Below are 14,918 nucleotides of genomic sequence, written 5' to 3'. Positions count from 1 at the left end.
AGGAGCTTTTACATGAGAATTTTATTTATTGGAGACGTAGTTGGTTCTCCAGGCCGTGAAATGGTTGAAGAATATTTACCAAGATTAAAAAGAAAATACTCTCCGGGACTTACAATTGTGAATGGAGAAAATGCAGCTTCAGGAAAAGGCATTACTGAAAAGATTTATCGTCAGTTCTTGCAAGCAGGAGCTAACATTATTACCCTTGGTAACCACGCGTGGGACAAACGTGAAATTTTTGATTTTATTGACGATGCAAAAAATCTTGTTCGTCCTGCTAATTTTCCTGAAGGTACACCGGGCAAGGGAATTACGTATTTTACGTATAATCAGCTTGAGGTAGCCGTGATTAATTTACAAGGGCGCACGTTTATGGCCCCGCTTGATTGTCCATTTCAAAAAGCAGATGAACTGATTGAAGAAGCACGTCAGCGCACTTCGCTTATTTTTATTGATTTTCATGCTGAAACAACAAGTGAAAAGCAAGCGATTAGCTGGTATGTGGACGGTCGTGTCAGCGCTGTTGTCGGCACTCATACGCACGTTCAAACAGCTGACAATCGTATATTGCCAAAAGGAACAGCTTACATCTCTGACGTAGGAATGACGGGACCATATGACGGCATTTTAGGGATGGAGCGCGAAGCTGTTATTAAGCGTTTTTTAACGTCTCTTCCTGTTCGATTTGAAGTGCCAAAAGAAGGAAGAACACAGCTTAGTGGAATCGTTATTGATATTGATCAAAAGACGGGGAAAGCAACAAAAACAGAGCGGATTTTAATTAACGAAGACCATCCGTTTTTTGAGTAAAGGGAAAAAGTCAATGTGTCGAAAGACGATACGTTGGCTTTTTTATTTTGTCAAAAACGTAAAAAGAAAAAAGAAAGGTGTAGAAATATAAGTTTTTGAATATTTAGGAAAAACAAGCAGGAATACGTTTGACATATCGTGAATATAGTAACATTGAAATCAATTAAGTCATTGGTCTAATGATCTCTCATCATACATTGTAAAGAATAAGGAGGAGCTAGATATGGAAATATTAAAAGTTTCAGCAAAGTCTAATCCAAATTCAGTTGCTGGTGCCTTAGCAGGCGTACTGCGCGAACGCGGCGCAGCAGAAATTCAAGCCATTGGGGCCGGGGCGCTTAATCAAGCAGTAAAAGCTGTAGCAATCGCAAGAGGGTTCGTTGCACCAAGTGGGGTTGATTTAATCTGCATCCCAGCTTTTACAGATATTCAAATTGATGGAGAAGAGCGAACAGCCATTAAATTAATTGTAGAGCCGCGATAATTATAAAAACCACGGACCTGTAAAGCATAGAAGCCAAACAGGTCCTTTTTGTATAGAGTTAAAGGGGTGTGGGTTGTGATATTTGATGCTCATTGTGATGTATTGATGAAACTCTGGTTAAATAAACGTTTATCTTTTACATATGATTCAGCGCTGCATGTGACGTTAGAAGGAATAAAAAAAGCAAAAGGGAAAGTTCAGCTATTCGCTATTTATATTCCAGAAGCGGTTCCCGCAGCTCAGCGCTTTGACGTTGCGTTAGAAATGATTCAGCTGTTTCAGAGTCATATTTTATCGCTTTCCGGTGTGAAATGGGTTCGTTCAAAGCGCGATATAGATAGTTTAAAAAAAGATGAAATAGGAGCAATGCTGACGCTTGAAGGGTGCGATGCCATTGATACAAGTTTAGTTCGCTTAAAGACGCTTTTTTCACTGGGTGTACGCTCAGTAGGTTTGACATGGAATTACAGCAATGCCGTGTGTGACGGGATTTTAGAACCTCGAGGCGCGGGGTTATCTTCTTTTGGAAGAGAAGTTGTTGAATTGAATAATGAACATAAAGTGTGGACGGATGTCTCTCATTTATCGGTAAGAGGTTTTTGGGATGTGATTGAGCTGGCGCAATATGTAGTGGCTACTCATTCCAATTCGCACGTATTGTGTTCTCATCCCCGGAATTTAAGAGACGATCAAATTTATGCTTTAATAAAGCGAAACGGCGTGATTGGCATTACGTTTGTGCCTGAATTTTTAACGAGTTCTGCCAAAGCGCAAATAGCGGATGTGATTCGTCATCTTGATTACATGTGTGAAAGAGGAGGCGAATACGCCGTTGGTTTTGGCTCTGACTTTGACGGCATTGACAAAACGGTTCATCGTCTCGGAAGATATGAACAGTATACGAATTTAATTGAAGAGCTCCTCAAGCATTACACTGAAGAGCAGGTAAAACGTTTTCTGTTTCAAAACTTTGCTGATCGTGTATGCAACTAATAAAAAAAGAGCTTTTTCTTCTTGGAAAAGCTCTTTTTTATAGAAGTTATTTATATACTAATGCCTCATGTGAAGGCAGAAAAGATCATTAAAAAACTTCATCTTATTCATTAAATATAAATATAATTAAAACGATTGAGAATTCAATGGAAAGGGTTGCATTTTTCTGGCAATCGGAATAAAATTGAAAACGGATTATGGAGCTGCTCAAGCAGAAACGTATCCTGCACAGCGACAAGGTGCTGTGGGAGTTTTGCAGATGATTTTGGTTCGTGAAATGCAGAAGCAAATGAAATCGTTTGCTAATTTACTTTTTTCAGTTTTTATCAATAAAATAGATTTCTATATTATGAGCAATTAAAGGAGTGGCGTTGATTTATGGTACAGCAACTTTCATGGAAAGTTGGCGGACAGCAGGGTGAGGGAATCGAAAGTACGGGAGAAATCTTTTCAACCGCTTTAAATCGATTAGGTTATTACTTATACGGCTATCGTCATTTTTCTTCTCGTATCAAAGGTGGACATACAAATAATAAGATCCGAGTGAGTACAACTCAGGTTCGATCTGTGTCAGATGATTTGGATATTTTAGTTGCGTTCGATCAGGAAACAATTGATGTAAATGTCCATGAGCTGCGCGTAGGAGGCGTTGTAATTGCAGATGCGAAATTCAACCCAAGTCTGCCCGAAACATGTACAACTGCTACGCTATATGCTGTTCCGTTTACGGAAATTGCAACGGAATTAGGAACGTCGCTAATGAAGAACATGGTTGCTGTAGGCGCTTCAAGTGCTGTGCTTCATATTGACACAGAAGTATTTGAAGAAGTAGTGCTTGAAATCTTCGGTAAAAAGGGCCAAAAAGTTGTACAAAAAAACATGGAAGCTATTAAAAAAGGTGCAGATTACATTCGTGAACAGCTAGGCGAACAATTAGAAACCATGAAACTAGATCCAGCGGATGGTAAAAAACGTATGTTTATGATTGGAAACGATGCGATTGCGCTAGGCGCTTTAGCCGGTGGGGCTCGTTTTATGCCAGCATATCCAATTACCCCTGCTTCGGAAATCATGGAATACTTAATTAAAAAGCTTCCTCAATTCGGTGGAACCGTTATTCAAACAGAAGATGAAATCGCAGCATGTACGATGGCTATCGGAGCTAACTATGCAGGCGTACGTGCGCTGACAGCATCAGCTGGACCTGGCCTATCATTAATGATGGAGTCGATTGGATTAGCGGGCATCACTGAGCAGCCTGTTGTGATTATCGATACGCAGCGCGGCGGTCCAAGTACAGGGCTTCCAACTAAGCAAGAACAGTCTGATTTAATGGCCATGATTTACGGTACGCACGGTGAAATTCCGAAGATTGTCATGGCGCCAAGTACGGTTGAAGAAGCATTCTACGATACGATTGAAGCGTTTAACTTAGCAGAAGAATATCAGTGTCCAGTTATTATGCTAACGGATTTACAGCTTTCACTTGGGAAGCAATCAGTAGAACCGCTTGACTATAACCGCGTTGAAATTCGCCGCGGTAAGCTTCAGCAAGGAGAGCTAGAAGAGCTGGAAGAAAAACAGTACTACAAGCGCTACCGCGTAACAGAAGATGGCGTATCACCACGCGTCATTCCAGGAATGAAGCATGGAATTCATCACGTAACGGGAGTAGAACATGATGAGACAGGAAAGCCATCTGAATCTCCAGTAAACCGCGATGATCAAATGAATAAGCGTCTTCGTAAAACAAAAGGAATTCGTTTTAATATGCCAATTCATGTTCACTCTCATGAAAAAGAGTCTGATATTTTATTTGTTGGATTTAATTCGACGCGTGGAGTTATTGAAGAGGCAATGGAACGTTTGGAACAGGACGGTATAAAAGTAAATCACGCTCACATTCGTTTAATTCATCCTTTCCCAGCTGACGAACTGCTTCCTTACGTACAAGGAGCTAAAAAAGTAGTCGTCGTTGAAAACAATGCTACTGGACAGCTTGCTAATATTTTAAAAATGAATATCGCAAGTCATGATAAAATTCAAAGCGTATTGAAGTACGATGGAAATCCATTTCTTCCGCAAGAAGTATACGCAAAAAGTAAGGAGATGTTTGTGTTAAATGGCAACGTTTAAAGATTTTCGTAACAGTGTAAAACCTAACTGGTGTCCGGGGTGTGGAGATTTCTCCGTACAAGCAGCCATTCAACGCGCATCTGCTAACGTAGGTTTAGAACCTCATGAGCTTGCTGTTATTTCAGGTATTGGATGTTCTGGACGTATCTCTGGTTATATTAATTCATATGGTTTTCATGGTATTCACGGGCGTGCGCTTCCAATCGCTCAAGGTGTAAAAATGGCTAATCGTGACTTAACCGTTATCGCATCTGGCGGTGATGGAGATGGGTTCGCTATCGGTATGGGACACACGGTACATGCGATTCGCCGAAACATCGATGTAACGTATATCGTAATGGATAACCAAATCTATGGTTTAACAAAAGGACAAACATCTCCTCGCAGTGAAGTAGGATTCAAGACAAAAAGTACGCCTGAAGGATCAATCGAGTCGTCTTTATCTGTCATGGAGCTTGCGTTAACTTCTGGAGCAACGTTTGTGGCGCAAAGCTTTTCAACGAATTTAAAAGAGTTAACAAGCTTAATTGAACAAGGCATCCAGCATAAAGGTTTTTCTTTAATTAACGTATTTAGCCCGTGCGTAACGTATAACAAAGTGAACACGTACGATTGGTTTAAAGAAAACCTAACTAGTCTTAGCACAATTGAAGGTTATGATGCAAACAATCGTATGCAAGCTATGCAGACGTTAATGGAGCATAACGGCTTAGTAACAGGGCTTATTTATCAAAATGCGCATCAGCCGTCGTATCAGCAGCTTGTTCACGGTTATAGTGAAGAGCCGCTGTCAAAAGCAGACTTAGGTATGACTGAGGAAAAATTTGATGAGCTAGTAGCTGAATTTATGTAAAAGAGGCTGCAATAAAAGCAGTTTAGTAGAGGGGAAATCCGAACGGTGAACTGAGATTCTTGATGGAGAATCCAACTCGTTCGGATTTTTTCATAGTGATAGCGAACGTAGGTTTCATATAAGTGGTGCCTTCTGGCTGTTGAGTGGAGAGTAAGGTGAAGGCCCTTGCGGGAAAAGGGAAATAGGTGAGAACTCGCGGGAGCGGAAGCGACAAGGAAGCTCATCGGCTGCTCGCGGAAAGCGAAGTCTTGCACGGAAATCAACAGGGGTGGAATAAGCGATTTACATGAACTCTTTTATACCATTTGTTCGTCTCTAAAATAGATTAATTTAGTTATGTATCAATCTCTTTTTGTGATTTAATAAATGTTTCGAAAGTCGAATGAAATTTTAACGAAACAGGTATAGAAAATAGGTATATGATTGTGTTCGCTACTTGAAAGTTATATACTATGTTAATGTGATGAGTTTTATGCATAAGCATAAAGCTGTCACATTTTTTTGCGATTTACAGGTGCAACGTGACAATTGTCATGGCGAAAGGAGATTTTTTTATGAACGAAAAACAACGTTTAGAAAGCAACCAAGTTAATCCAGCGGACAAAAAATCCGAAAAGGATTACAGCAAATATTTTCAAACAGTATACATGCCACCTTCTTTAAAAGATGCGAAAAAACGAGGAAAAGAAGAAGTTTCCTATCACAATGATTTTGCAATCGATGAACAGTTTCACGGGATGGGACAAGGACGTAAGTTTTATATCCGTACGTACGGCTGTCAAATGAATGAGCACGATACAGAAGTAATGGCTGGTATTTTTCTAGGCCTTGGCTACGAGCCAACTGACTCTGTTGAAGATGCTCATGTTATTTTATTGAATACGTGTGCGATCCGTGAAAATGCGGAAAATAAAGTGTTTGGTGAATTAGGACACTTGAAGGCCTTAAAGCGCGAGCGCCCTGAGCTATTGATCGGCGTCTGCGGATGTATGTCTCAAGAAGAGTCAGTTGTAAATAAAATTTTACAAAAACATCAACACGTGGATATGATTTTTGGTACACACAACATTCACCGTTTGCCTCACATTTTAAACGAAGCATACTTAGCAAAAGAAATGGTGATTGAAGTATGGTCTAAAGAAGGGGACGTTATTGAAAACCTTCCAAGAGCACGTAAAGGCAGCGTCAAAGCATGGGTTAACATCATGTACGGCTGTGACAAGTTCTGTACGTACTGTATCGTTCCGTATACGCGAGGAAAAGAACGAAGCCGCCGTCCAGAAGACATTATCCAAGAAGTACGTCATTTAGCTGCTCAAGGCTACAAAGAAATTACGCTTTTAGGTCAAAATGTTAATGCATACGGAAAAGATTTTGAAGACATCACATACGGCTTAGGCGACTTAATGGACGAAATCCGTAAAATTGACGTTGCTCGTATCCGTTTTACAACAAGTCATCCTCGCGACTTTGATGACCGTTTAATTGAAGTTCTTGCTAAAGGCGGAAATCTTGTCGACCACATTCACTTGCCTGTTCAATCAGGAAGCAGCGATATCTTAAAAATTATGGCACGAAAATATTCTCGTGAACATTATTTAGAGCTTGTTCGTAAAATTAAAGAAGCCATTCCAACAGCATCATTAACAACTGATATTATTGTGGGTTTCCCAAATGAAACGGATGAGCAGTTTGAAGAAACAATGTCACTATATCGTGAGGTTGAATTCGATAGTGCTTATACATTTATCTATTCACCTCGTGAAGGTACGCCAGCTGCTAAGATGCAAGACAACGTACCAATGGAAGTGAAAAAAGAGCGCCTTCAGCGCTTAAATGCTCTTGTAAATGAAATTTCTGCAAAGAAATTGAAGGAATATGAAGGTAAAGTTGTCGAAGTATTAGTAGAAGGTGAAAGTAAAAATAATCCGGAAGTATTAGCAGGCTACACGGAAAAAAGTAAGCTTGTAAACTTCAAAGCACCTAAGTCAGTGATTGGGCAACTTGTAAAAGTAAAAGTTACAAAAGCCAAAACATGGACGCTAAACGGGGAAATGGTAGAAGAAACAGCAGAGGTGAAGTAATATGGCGCAGTATAACAAGAGTGACGTAATTAAACGTGCTCAAGAGCTGGCAAAAATGATTGCTGAAACGGAAGAAGTAGATTTCTTCAAGCGTGCCGAAGCTCAGCTTAACGAAAATCAAAAAGTGCGTGAAACCATTGCAAGCATTAAAAGTTTGCAAAAACAAGCTGTTAATTTCCAACATTATGGTAAAACAGAAGCGTTAAAACAAGTGGAGGCAAAAATCGATCGCTTACAGGAAGAGCTGGACGAACTGCCGATTATTCAGCAGTTTCAAGAGTCTCAAATAAACGTGAATGATTTGCTTCAACTTGTTGCTAACACTATTTCAAACACAGTAACGGATGAAATTATTGTGTCAACAGATGGTGATTTACTGCGCGGTGAAACAGGTTCACAGGTGCGAAACAGCCCTGGATCTAGCTGCTCATAAAGAAAAAATGCCTCAGCAATTTGCTGAGGCATTTTTTTGTGCATCTCATGGCATGAAAATTGGGCAGATTTTCTCTCTAATAATTGTCACGTTTTTCTATATCCTTGCATACAATGGAACATAGGTTTTTTATGCCTTAAACCTAGTTTCTTAAAAATAATGTGCAAACAAGTGAATGAGCCTGCATAGGATGAAATGAAGATAGTTTGAGGAGGGTATGCTCACATGTCACAACACTATAGAGAAATTATTACAAAAGCAGTCGTAGGTAAAGGTCGCAAGTTTACACAATCGTCTCATACGCTTGCACCGAAAAATCGACCAACAAGCATCTTAGGGTGCTGGGTGATTAACCATGAGTACAAAGCAAAGAAAAGCGGCAGCAATGTAGAAGTTGACGGCAGATATGATATTAACATCTGGTATTCGTACAATAATAATACAAAAACCGAAGTTTGGACGGAAACCGTATCATACAAAGATAATATTAAGCTGCGCTATAAAGACGAAGATTCGATTGGAGACGATTACGAAGTAATTGTTCGCGTGCTGCAGCAGCCAAATTGCCTAGAGTGCACAATTTCACCAAATGGCAATAAAACGATTGTTCAAGTAGAGAGAGAATTGTTGGCGGAAGTGATTGGCGAAACCAAGGTTTGTGTTGCAGTAAATCCGAAAGGCTGCGATGATGAAGACGAGTTTGATTTAGACGTAGATGACGATGAATTTGAAGATTTGGATCCTGATTTTATATTAGGGGACGATGAGTAACTAGGAAGAAGTTCTTCCTAGTTTTTTTATTTTTACTATTTTAAGAAAATTCTTATAAAAATAAAAAAATATATTGCTTTTTGTCGAATCCACAGTGTATAGTAAATCTAAAGAAAATAATGCATTAATTTTCAGAAAATTTAGTTATATCAGATAAGTATTTCTTGGGGGTTTACTATGAGCTTATTTCGTAAAAAATCAATTCAAACGTTAATTAGTGAAACCAACTCTAAAGGTGTTAAATTAAAAAAGGATTTAGGCGCTTTCGATTTAACAATGTTAGGAATTGGAGCTATTATCGGAACCGGAATTTTTGTATTAACGGGCGTAGCCGCCGCTGAACATGCCGGTCCAGCTTTAGTTATATCTTTCATTATGTCAGGACTTGCGTGTGTGTTTGCAGCTCTTTGTTATGCAGAGTTTGCCTCAACAGTTCCCGTTTCAGGAAGTGCATACACTTACAGTTATGCAACATTTGGTGAATTAATCGCTTGGATTTTAGGATGGGATCTTATCTTGGAATACGGTCTTGCTTCTTCTGCTGTAGCCAGCGGATGGTCCGGGTATTTCCAAGGATTATTAGCAGGGTTTGGCATACATTTTCCAAAAGCTTTAACGAGTGCATATAATCCTGCAAACGGCACGTATATTGATATTCCAGCAATTATGATCGTATTTTTAATCACATTACTTTTAACGCAAGGAGTAAAAAAATCTTCACGTTTTAATGCTATCATGGTTATTATTAAACTGGCTGTTGTACTCCTGTTTATCGGGGTAGGAGTTAGCTATGTTAAACCAGAAAACTGGACGCCGTTTATGCCGTTTGGTTTCTCGGGAGTAGCGACAGGAGCAGCAACTGTATTCTTCGCCTACATTGGGTTTGATGCTGTAGCAACAGCGGCCGAGGAAGTACGCAAGCCTCAGCGGGATATGCCAATTGGAATTATCGCATCTCTTGCGATTTGTACAGTCCTTTATATCGTCGTATCGCTTATCTTAACAGGAATCGTACCTTATACAGAATTAAATGTTAAAAACCCTGTAGCATTTGCTTTAAGCTACATTAACCAAGACTGGGTAGCAGGATTTATTTCATTAGGCGCAATTGTTGGTATTACAACGGTATTACTCGTTATGATGTATGGACAAACTCGTTTATTTTATGCGATCAGTCGAGATGGTCTATTGCCGAAGCCTTTTTCAAAAATCAGTGAGAAAAAACAAACGCCGGTAGTAAATACGTGGATTACATGTTTACTAGTATCCATCTTCTCTGGTTTAGTACCATTAGGAAGATTAGCAGAGTTAACAAACATCGGTACTCTTTTTGCTTTCATGACCGTATCAATTGGAATTTTATATTTACGTAAATCAAAACAAACTTCAGAATCGACTGGTTTCCGCGTACCGTTCGTGCCGGTGATTCCAATTTTAGCTTTTGTGTTCTGTTTATACTTAGCACTTCAGCTTCCAAAATTAACATGGATTAGTTTCGTAATTTGGCTTGTACTAGGGCTGGTGGTTTACTTCTTATACGGACGTAAGCATAGTCATTTGAACAGCAGTAAATAATGAAAAGCTTCGGACAAGCTTCTTCCTTCGTCCGAAGCTTTTTTATGTGTTTTATGAAAAGAAATTGAAGATTGTTCTATTTGAATAAATTAAGTTTAAGAAAGACTTATGTTATAATACGTGTAGCAAAAACGCACAACTAGATGTGGTATGGAGGAATAGTATGGCAGCGTATACGCCAATGATACAGCAATATTTGAGAATTAAGGCAGAGTATCAAGATGCCTTTTTGTTTTTTAGATTAGGTGATTTTTATGAAATGTTCTTTGAAGATGCTACGACAGCTTCTCAAGAACTTGAAATAACATTAACAAGCCGAGACGGAGGAGGACAAGAGAGAATTCCGATGTGCGGGGTTCCGTATCACTCTGCTCCTACGTATATCGAGCGTTTAATTGAAAAGGGATTTAAAGTAGCTATTTGTGAGCAAGTAGAAGACCCTAAGCATGCAAAAGGTGTTGTAAAGCGAGAAGTGGTACAGGTGATTTCACCCGGAACACTGATGAACGAACGCGGACTGCATGACAAGGAAAATAACTATATTTGTTCTGTTACTGCGTTCGAGGATCAAACGTTTGGTCTTGCTCTTTCTGATTTGTCTACAGGAGAAAACAGCGTAACGCTTGTTAGTTCGTTTCACGATATAGTCTCAGAGATTTATGCAAAAGAAGCAAAAGAAGTCGTTGTAAGCTCTGAATTTCCTGCTGACTTATTACAAACACTAAAAGAGCGCATGACGATTACCATTTCTTATGAGAATAGTACAGAGCAAGTAGAAGGACTAGATTATTTAGTAGAGTCGCTTCAGCAGCAAAAGCTTATCACAACGTTTGCGCGTATTCTTCAGTATTTAACTCGCACGCAGAAGCGTTCGCTTGAACACTTACAGCCCGTGCAGTTTTATCAAATCAATGAATATATGAAAATTGATTTGTTCTCTAAGCGAAACTTGGAGTTAACCGAAACGATTCGTTCAAAAGGAAAGAAAGGCTCGCTTCTATGGTTATTAGACCAGACCGTTACGGCAATGGGCGGCCGTTTATTAAAAAATTGGATTGACCGTCCGCTTTTAAAACAAGCGGATATTGATAATCGTTTGAATATGGTAGATGTCTTAATGAAACAGTTTTTTGAACGAGAAGAACTGCGTGAGTTGCTAAAAGACGTATATGATTTAGAACGCTTAGCTGGTCGAGTCGCTTTTGGTAATGTAAATGCTCGTGATTTAATTCAATTAAAAAAATCATTGCAAAATGTGCCTCATATCCAAGAGGTTGTGAATCGTTTGAATCATCCTTATGCGACAAAGCTTGTTGAAGACATTGATCCTTGTGAGCGATTAGCTAATCTTCTTGAAAGAGGATTAAAAGAGCACCCTCCTTTGTCAATTAAAGAAGGAGACATTATTAATGACGGCTATCATGAACAGCTTGATCAATACCGAGATGCAAGCCGAAACGGAAAAACGTGGATTGCGTCACTTGAACAGCAAGAGCGTGAGAAAACAGGGATTCGCTCACTGAAAATTGGTTATAATCGCGTGTTCGGCTATTATATAGAAGTAACGCGGGCAAATCTGCATCTTTTGCCTGAAGGAATGTATGAACGAAAACAGACGTTAACCAATGCAGAACGTTTTATTACTCCTGAGCTGAAAGAAAAAGAAGCGCTGATTTTAGAAGCGGAAGAGAAAATTGTAGAGCTGGAATATGAATTGTTTTTACAAATTCGTGAGGAAGTAAAAGCATATATCCCAAGGCTGCAAGAACTCGCTAAAAAAGTAAGTGAGCTTGACGTACTGCAGTGCTTTGCAAAAATCAGTGAAGAACGTCATTACACAAAGCCTATTTTTTCAAGTGAAGATATTTCGATTCAAAATGGACGCCATCCAGTAGTAGAAAAAGTAATGAATTCACAGGAATATGTGCCAAACGACTGTCAAATGACGGATGATAGTTCAATTTTACTGATTACAGGACCTAATATGTCTGGTAAAAGTACGTACATGCGTCAGGTCGCTTTAACGGCGATACTAGCTCAAATTGGCTGTTTTGTGCCAGCGGACGAAGCGGTTCTGCCGATTTTTGATCAAGTGTTTACACGTATCGGAGCAGCCGATGACTTAATTTCAGGGCAAAGTACGTTTATGGTCGAGATGCTAGAAACGAAAAATGCAGTGACAAATGCCACTCAGTCGAGTCTAATTCTGTTAGATGAAATTGGACGAGGCACGTCTACGTATGACGGAATGGCTCTTGCTCAAGCAATTATTGAATACGTTCATGAACATATTGGCTGTAAGACCCTATTTTCTACTCATTATCATGAATTAACCGTACTCGATGAGTCGCTTCCTGCGCTTAAAAATGTTCATGTAAGCGCGGTTGAAAAAAATGGAAAAGTCGTCTTTCTACACAAAATCAAAGATGGTGCCGCAGATAAAAGTTATGGTATTCACGTAGCGGAACTAGCGGAACTTCCAGATCCGCTTCTAGAGCGAGCTCGCGTCATCTTACACGACTTAGAACAATCTTCTGAGCGTGAACCTGTACGTCAGGCTCCAACAAGAGAAGAGATGACACAGCAAGTTCCACAAGAAGGTGCTTCTTTGGTTCAAGAAGAACGTGCAGATGGTAAAAAAGCAGATGAAGCCAATCAGCTTTCGTTCTTTGAAATAGAAAAGAAAAAAGAAAAGCCTGCGCTTTCGAAACGTGAAAAAGCAATTGTAGATCGTTTAAAAGAGCTGGATATTTTGGAAATGACGCCTTTAGACGCAATGAATGCGATGTATGAACTGCAAAAATCATTAAAGAAGAAATAGAGTGAGAGGAGTGAGTCTGTGGGTAAAATTGTGCAGCTTTCAGACGAACTTTCAAATAAAATTGCTGCCGGAGAGGTTGTTGAACGACCTGCTTCGGTGGTGAAAGAACTAGTCGAAAATGCTATTGATGCAAACAGTACAGTTATTGAAATTGAGCTAGAAGAAGCTGGGCTTTCAAAAATTCGTATATTGGATAATGGAGACGGCATTGCTTCTGAAGACTGCTTGACCGCTTTTAAAAGACATGCGACAAGTAAGATCAAAACAGAACAAGATTTATTTCGAATTCGAACGTTAGGATTTCGCGGTGAAGCTTTGCCAAGTATTGCTTCGGTTTCAATGCTTGAACTCAAAACGAGTACGGGAGAAGAAGCCGGCACTCATCTTAAACTTAGAGGCGGAGAAATCGTTCATCACGAATTAACGTCAAGCCGAAAAGGTACCGAACTTGTTATTGAAAACTTATTTTTCAATACACCTGCACGTTTAAAATATATGAAGACGGTAAACACGGAGCTTGGTAACGTAACGGATGTCGTCAATCGTCTTGCAATGTCTCATCCTGAAGTTTCAATTAGGCTGATGCATCAAGGAAGACAGCTTCTGTATACGAACGGAAGCGGAGATGTGCGCCAAGTGCTTGCCGCTATTTATGGAATGGCAGTAGCCAAAAAAATGATTCCGATTAACGTTCAGTCACTTGATTATGAAGTGAATGGTTACGTCGCTCTTCCTGAAATCACAAGAGCTTCTCGCAACTATATGTCCACCATTATTAACGGTCGGTTTGTTAAAAACTACGGGTTGTTAAAAGCGGTACAGCAGGGCTATCATACCCTTTTACCTATCGGTCGTTTTCCGATTGTGTTTTTAACCATTACAATGGACCCTTTATTAGTGGACGTGAATGTTCATCCAGCAAAATTAGAAGTACGGTTGAGTAAAGAAGCGGAGCTGTTTGAGCTTATTGAACAAGGAGTGAAAGCTGCTTTTAAAAAGCAGCAGTTAATTCCAGATGCTGTAGTGCCAACTAAGTCAAAAGCAGCTGTGCAGCCAACTGAGCAGCAGACCTTTACATTTGATCATCAGTCTAAACCGTCTGGCTATCAGCCGTCTAATACGGTTCGTGAGCCTAGCTTTAAGGAGGCCCCCCCTCGTGTAGACGAGATCATGCCGCCTGTTAAAACAGAGGTCATACGTCAAGATGAAGAACTCCAACCAACGTTTCGAGAAATAGAACAATATGAAGAATCGGTGGAAGAGAACGCTCCTATTCCAGAACCAAACCATTTAGCCAAAGAGCAGCCAGAATCCCGTGTTCCTGCGATGTACCCAATTGGCCAAATGCACGGAACGTATATTTTGGCACAAAATGAAAAAGGATTATTTATTATCGATCAGCACGCGGCGCAGGAGAGAATTAAGTACGAATATTTTAAGCGAAAGCTTGGAGAAGTAGATTCAGAAGTTCAAGAACTGCTTATGCCGCTTACGCTAGAGTTCTCGGGAAATGAAGCCTTGATTTTAGAAGAGTACAAAGACATGCTTGCTGAAGTAGGAGTCTTTTTAGAACCGTTTGGACAAAACTCCTATATAGTTCGTTCGCATCCGCAGTGGTTTCCAAAAGGAGAGGAACAGGAAACCATTGAAGAAATGATTCAGCAAATCTTTACGATGAAACGAGTCAATATCGAAAAGTTACGAGAAGAAGCGGCTATTATGATGAGCTGTAAAGGATCGATTAAAGCGAATCATCATTTGCGAAACGATGAGATTTTTGCTTTACTTGAGACGTTGAGAAAAACAACAGATCCATTTACGTGTCCGCACGGACGACCAATTATTATTCATCATTCGACGTATGAAATGGAAAAAATGTTTAAGCGAGTGATGTAGGCAATGCGGCTAGCTGCAGCTAGCCGTTTTGTTGAATAAATCATGGCCATTTGGATAAAATG

Annotated in this window: 12 protein-coding genes; all 12 read left to right on the top strand. The window is 39.8% G+C overall.

What is annotated here, in order from left to right:
• Positions 1 to 12 precede the first annotated feature (12 nt).
• The 12 genes from ACFX40_RS08185 (at position 13) to mutL (ending at position 14,856) form a co-directional block, all read left to right on the top strand.
• Positions 13 to 810, top strand: a complete 798-nt coding sequence (locus ACFX40_RS08185; protein WP_025750269.1) for a TIGR00282 family metallophosphoesterase — start codon at positions 13 to 15, stop codon at positions 808 to 810.
• Positions 811 to 1,033: 223 nt separating this feature from the next.
• Positions 1,034 to 1,294 carry a stage V sporulation protein SpoVS gene (gene spoVS, locus ACFX40_RS08180; RefSeq protein ID WP_003181955.1) on the top strand — a complete coding sequence of 87 codons (261 nt, stop codon included), beginning with the start codon at positions 1,034 to 1,036 and terminating at the stop codon, positions 1,292 to 1,294.
• Between the two features lie 75 nt (positions 1,295 to 1,369).
• Positions 1,370 to 2,287, top strand: coding sequence for a dipeptidase (locus tag ACFX40_RS08175; protein WP_377237879.1), 918 nt, complete (start codon positions 1,370 to 1,372; stop codon positions 2,285 to 2,287).
• Between the two features lie 184 nt (positions 2,288 to 2,471).
• On the top strand, positions 2,472 to 2,648 hold the full coding sequence (locus tag ACFX40_RS08170; protein WP_162871443.1) for a hypothetical protein: 177 nt from the start codon (positions 2,472 to 2,474) through the stop codon (positions 2,646 to 2,648).
• Positions 2,649 to 2,665: 17 nt separating this feature from the next.
• Entirely contained in the window at positions 2,666 to 4,423 is a 1,758-nt protein-coding gene (locus ACFX40_RS08165; RefSeq protein ID WP_098331917.1) for a 2-oxoacid:acceptor oxidoreductase subunit alpha, read from the top strand.
• Positions 4,410 to 5,276: a 2-oxoacid:ferredoxin oxidoreductase subunit beta gene (locus ACFX40_RS08160; RefSeq protein WP_013058799.1), complete on the top strand. Its 867-nt coding sequence runs from the start codon at positions 4,410 to 4,412 to the stop codon at positions 5,274 to 5,276. Before ACFX40_RS08165 ends, ACFX40_RS08160 begins: the two co-directional genes overlap by 14 nt.
• A gap of 554 nt (positions 5,277 to 5,830) precedes the next feature.
• Positions 5,831 to 7,360: a tRNA (N6-isopentenyl adenosine(37)-C2)-methylthiotransferase MiaB gene (miaB, locus tag ACFX40_RS08155; protein ID WP_013084741.1), complete on the top strand. Its 1,530-nt coding sequence runs from the start codon at positions 5,831 to 5,833 to the stop codon at positions 7,358 to 7,360.
• Position 7,361: 1 nt separating this feature from the next.
• Positions 7,362 to 7,793, top strand: coding sequence for a YlbF/YmcA family competence regulator (locus ACFX40_RS08150; protein WP_013058797.1), 432 nt, complete (start codon positions 7,362 to 7,364; stop codon positions 7,791 to 7,793).
• 225 nt (positions 7,794 to 8,018) lie between these two features.
• The gene (locus ACFX40_RS08145; RefSeq protein ID WP_013058796.1) at positions 8,019 to 8,564 is read left to right on the top strand and encodes an outer spore coat protein CotE; all 546 of its coding nucleotides are present in this window, start codon (positions 8,019 to 8,021) and stop codon (positions 8,562 to 8,564) included.
• A 177-nt stretch (positions 8,565 to 8,741) separates the two neighbouring features.
• Positions 8,742 to 10,139, top strand: a complete 1,398-nt coding sequence (bcaP, locus tag ACFX40_RS08140) for a branched-chain amino acid transporter BcaP (protein ID WP_013084740.1) — start codon at positions 8,742 to 8,744, stop codon at positions 10,137 to 10,139.
• Positions 10,140 to 10,302: 163 nt separating this feature from the next.
• On the top strand, positions 10,303 to 12,960 hold the full coding sequence (mutS, locus tag ACFX40_RS08135; RefSeq protein WP_098433289.1) for a DNA mismatch repair protein MutS: 2,658 nt from the start codon (positions 10,303 to 10,305) through the stop codon (positions 12,958 to 12,960).
• 18 nt (positions 12,961 to 12,978) lie between these two features.
• On the top strand, positions 12,979 to 14,856 hold the full coding sequence (gene mutL, locus ACFX40_RS08130; protein WP_377237876.1) for a DNA mismatch repair endonuclease MutL: 1,878 nt from the start codon (positions 12,979 to 12,981) through the stop codon (positions 14,854 to 14,856).
• Positions 14,857 to 14,918 lie beyond the last annotated feature (62 nt).

It is taken from the genome of Priestia sp. YIM B13552 (genome assembly GCF_042787775.1).
Taxonomy (GTDB): Bacteria; Bacillota; Bacilli; order Bacillales; family Bacillaceae_H; genus Priestia; species Priestia megaterium_E.
This window is presented reverse-complemented; position numbering and strand designations above follow the sequence as displayed.

Coding starts and splice junctions, on each gene's coding strand:
- ACFX40_RS08150 (WP_013058797.1), top strand. CDS start 7,362: ATGGCGCAGTATAACAAGAGTGACGTAATTAAACGTGCTCAAGAGCTG.
- mutS (WP_098433289.1), top strand. CDS start 10,303: ATGGCAGCGTATACGCCAATGATACAGCAATATTTGAGAATTAAGGCA.
- miaB (WP_013084741.1), top strand. CDS start 5,831: ATGAACGAAAAACAACGTTTAGAAAGCAACCAAGTTAATCCAGCGGAC.
- bcaP (WP_013084740.1), top strand. CDS start 8,742: ATGAGCTTATTTCGTAAAAAATCAATTCAAACGTTAATTAGTGAAACC.
- spoVS (WP_003181955.1), top strand. CDS start 1,034: ATGGAAATATTAAAAGTTTCAGCAAAGTCTAATCCAAATTCAGTTGCT.
- ACFX40_RS08185 (WP_025750269.1), top strand. CDS start 13: ATGAGAATTTTATTTATTGGAGACGTAGTTGGTTCTCCAGGCCGTGAA.
- ACFX40_RS08160 (WP_013058799.1), top strand. CDS start 4,410: ATGGCAACGTTTAAAGATTTTCGTAACAGTGTAAAACCTAACTGGTGT.
- ACFX40_RS08145 (WP_013058796.1), top strand. CDS start 8,019: ATGTCACAACACTATAGAGAAATTATTACAAAAGCAGTCGTAGGTAAA.
- ACFX40_RS08165 (WP_098331917.1), top strand. CDS start 2,666: ATGGTACAGCAACTTTCATGGAAAGTTGGCGGACAGCAGGGTGAGGGA.